At 38.4% G+C, this 2,820-nt stretch carries 4 protein-coding genes; all 4 read right to left on the bottom strand.

Going from position 1 to position 2,820, the window contains the following annotated elements; translation table 11 throughout:
- Positions 1–239 precede the first annotated feature (239 nt).
- Genes QZ334_RS07765 through QZ334_RS07750 form a run of 4 tightly spaced genes read right to left on the bottom strand, consistent with a single transcriptional unit; the run spans position 240 to position 2,786 of the window.
- Positions 240–635, bottom strand: a complete 396-nt coding sequence (locus QZ334_RS07765) for a YbaN family protein (protein WP_295233390.1) — start codon at positions 633–635, stop codon at positions 240–242.
- Positions 635–2,002: a PTS ascorbate transporter subunit IIC gene (locus tag QZ334_RS07760; RefSeq protein WP_119209426.1), complete on the bottom strand. Its 1,368-nt coding sequence runs from the start codon at positions 2,000–2,002 to the stop codon at positions 635–637. The genes QZ334_RS07765 and QZ334_RS07760 overlap by 1 nt, the downstream gene beginning before the upstream one ends.
- Positions 2,003–2,033: 31 nt before the next feature.
- Positions 2,034–2,309, bottom strand: a complete 276-nt coding sequence (locus QZ334_RS07755) for a PTS sugar transporter subunit IIB (protein ID WP_005385725.1) — start codon at positions 2,307–2,309, stop codon at positions 2,034–2,036.
- A gap of 12 nt (positions 2,310–2,321) precedes the next feature.
- Positions 2,322–2,786, bottom strand: a complete 465-nt coding sequence (locus QZ334_RS07750; protein WP_024047885.1) for a PTS sugar transporter subunit IIA — start codon at positions 2,784–2,786, stop codon at positions 2,322–2,324.
- Positions 2,787–2,820: the final 34 nt, after the last annotated feature.

The raw sequence follows: 2,820 nt of genomic DNA, 5'->3' as shown, positions 1-2,820 counted from the left end.
TTGATATCCATTGTCAAATTATAAATAGTAATAATTCATTTTTCTTTAATAATATAAGTTTTTCCTATTTGTAATCCATATAAGATATTTTCAGTAATATATAAGACTTTGTTCATTAGACTCTATGCATTACACCGCCTACCTATGTATTATTGATTTTACAATAAAATAAGCCTTGCAAGTTAAACCAATGCAGTCTAACTTACAAGGCTATATTTAGAATTATCAGAGATAATTCTTTATTTTTTTGTTTTTACAATAAAGGCTAATGCTATTACATGACCAATCCATACGAGACCCATCACGATAAGAGCAACTGGCATATTTTGACTAAAATAGGCGCCGATAGCCATTATGGTAGTAACAGAAGCGAGAATGGACAACTTGGTCCGCAATGTCAACGCTTTATCGCGTTCATAAGCACCAACAGTCTTTTGATATAAACTAGACTCCAAAAACATCTTATGAAATCGTTCAGATCCTCGGGCTAAACAAAATAATGTTAGCATATAAAGCGGAACTGTTGGCAACAATGGTAGTACGATACCTGCTGTACCGAGACCAAAACTGATTGCTCCAATAGTCAAGAATATATATCGCACAACCACATTACTATGTTGCTCAGTTGTTTTCATTACTCCTCTTCTACGTAGTTAATAACTTTACCTTTTGTTTTAATAAAGTTTGGAATAATAAGTACAAGAGCTGCAATGGCTACGATACCATATATACCAGCCATACCGATCCATTCGAATGCATGACCTAATACAAGACCCATTACTGCAAAGTCTGCATCACCAAATGTTGTATTTTGGAAACCTAATTGACCAAGAACTGGCAATGCCAATGCTGGTAAGAAGGTAATAGCCAAACCATTAAGGAATGCACCTACTGCAGCACCACGACGACCGCCTGTAGCATTACCATAAATGCCTGCTGTTGCACCACAGAAGAAATGAGGTACAAGACCAGGAATAATCAATACACCACCTACAGCACCAAGGATAAGCATGCCGATAATACCGCCAATAAAGGAGCTAATGAAGCCCAATACTACAGCCGTTGGAGCATATGTAAAGAATACTGCACAGTCTACTGCTGGAATTGCATTAGGGATAATTTTTGTAGCAATACCTTGGAAAGCAGGAATCAAGTCACCTAAGATCATACGTACACCAGAATATACGATTGTTACACCTACGGCAAAGTTCATAGCACTCATAACCGCATATAAGTAAGGGCTCATGTCACCAGATAAGGTAGCTACAAACTCAGAACCTGCTGCAAAGGCTGCAATCAAATAGAATACGATCATAGTCAATGCTGTAGATAATGTGGAGTCACGTAAGAAGCCCCATTTTTCAGGAATTTCAATATCTTCGGTACTATCATCTGCTTTACCTACATATTTAGCAACCCAAGCAGATAAATAGTAACCTAAGCTACCAAAGTGACCGATAGCAATTTCATCACCGTCTGTAACTTTGGATGTGTAGCTTTGACCGATTGCTGGAGAGATAGCAGACCAAGCGCCCATCAAGAAACCACCTACAAGGATGAGTTCCATACCAGATAAACCTGCTGTACCAAGTACGGCAGACATAAGACATGCCATAAACAAGCTATGATGACCTGTTAAGAACACATATTTGAACTTGGTGAAACGAGCAATACATAAGTTCATCAATAAGCCTACAACGAGAATAGACATCGTTTCAACACCAAGTACCTTTTGCGCTACAGCTACGATAGCTTCGTTGTTTGGTACAACGCCAGTAATGTGGAAGCCATGCTCAATCATCTTACCTAGTGGATCAAGGTTATTAACGATAACACCTGCACCGGCTGCGAGCATCAAGTAGCCAAGAATAGGTTTTAATGTACCGGTCATTACCTTATGAAACGGACGTTTCAAGGCAATTAAACCTATACATGACATAATACCAATCAAAAGTGCTGGTTGAGACAGCACATCGCGTAAGAACTCTAATACCATTTCCATGGCACTACCTCCTATATATAGTTGTTACATTTTATTGAGCTGCTTGTTTCAATGCATCAAGAATATCTTCAGTGATTTTCTTTTTATTGATATAGCTGCGAACAATAGCGACATTCTTATCTTCAAATTGTTCCGCTAACTCTTTTACGGTTACAATAAGGTCTGCTTTACGGCCTTGTGCGGCATTAAAATCAATAGATTCAACTTGTGCATCAATACCATTTTCAGCACAAATCTCTTCAATTTTCATTTTTAGCATCAAGCTAGAACCAATGCCATTACCGCATACAGTTAATACAGAAATCATACTTGCCTCCTCCTAAACGTATTCTTGATCTTCTAAACGCTCTGCCAAGAATTCTTGTACATCTTCAATACTTTCAAAATCAGCTGCTGCATCTAAAAACTCGTCATCTTCAAATAACGTAGCAATATCAGTCAACAATTGAATATGTTCATCCTTGTTAGGAGCACATAAGAATAATGCAACAGAAACCGGATCGTTATCAGGGCTACCAAAGTTTAATGGTTTTTCTAAGGTTACTAAAGCAGTACCTACACGTTTTGCCCCATTTTCCGGGCGAGCATGTGGCATAGCAAGACCTGGTGCCAATACAATATATGGCCCCATTTCACGTACAACCTCTACCATAGCCTCTGTATAAGATGGGTCAGTAAAACCTGCATCAACCATAAGTTGACCACCGTGACGAATTACCTCTTCCCACGTTTCTGCGGGATAATGAAAAGATACATTATCCTCAGATAGTAAATCTTGTAACAAGCTAACACCTCCTAAATTTACTCACGTATATACT

The organism is Veillonella sp. (assembly GCF_019414865.1).
In the GTDB taxonomy this organism is placed as follows: Bacteria; Bacillota; Negativicutes; order Veillonellales; family Veillonellaceae; genus Veillonella.
The sequence above is the reverse complement of the archived record's forward strand: the minus strand, read 5'-3'. Positions and strand labels throughout refer to the sequence as shown.

Coding starts and splice junctions, on each gene's coding strand:
- QZ334_RS07755 (WP_005385725.1), bottom strand. CDS start 2,309: ATGATTTCTGTATTAACTGTATGCGGTAATGGCATTGGTTCTAGCTTG.
- QZ334_RS07765 (WP_295233390.1), bottom strand. CDS start 635: ATGAAAACAACTGAGCAACATAGTAATGTGGTTGTGCGATATATATTC.
- QZ334_RS07760 (WP_119209426.1), bottom strand. CDS start 2,002: ATGGAAATGGTATTAGAGTTCTTACGCGATGTGCTGTCTCAACCAGCA.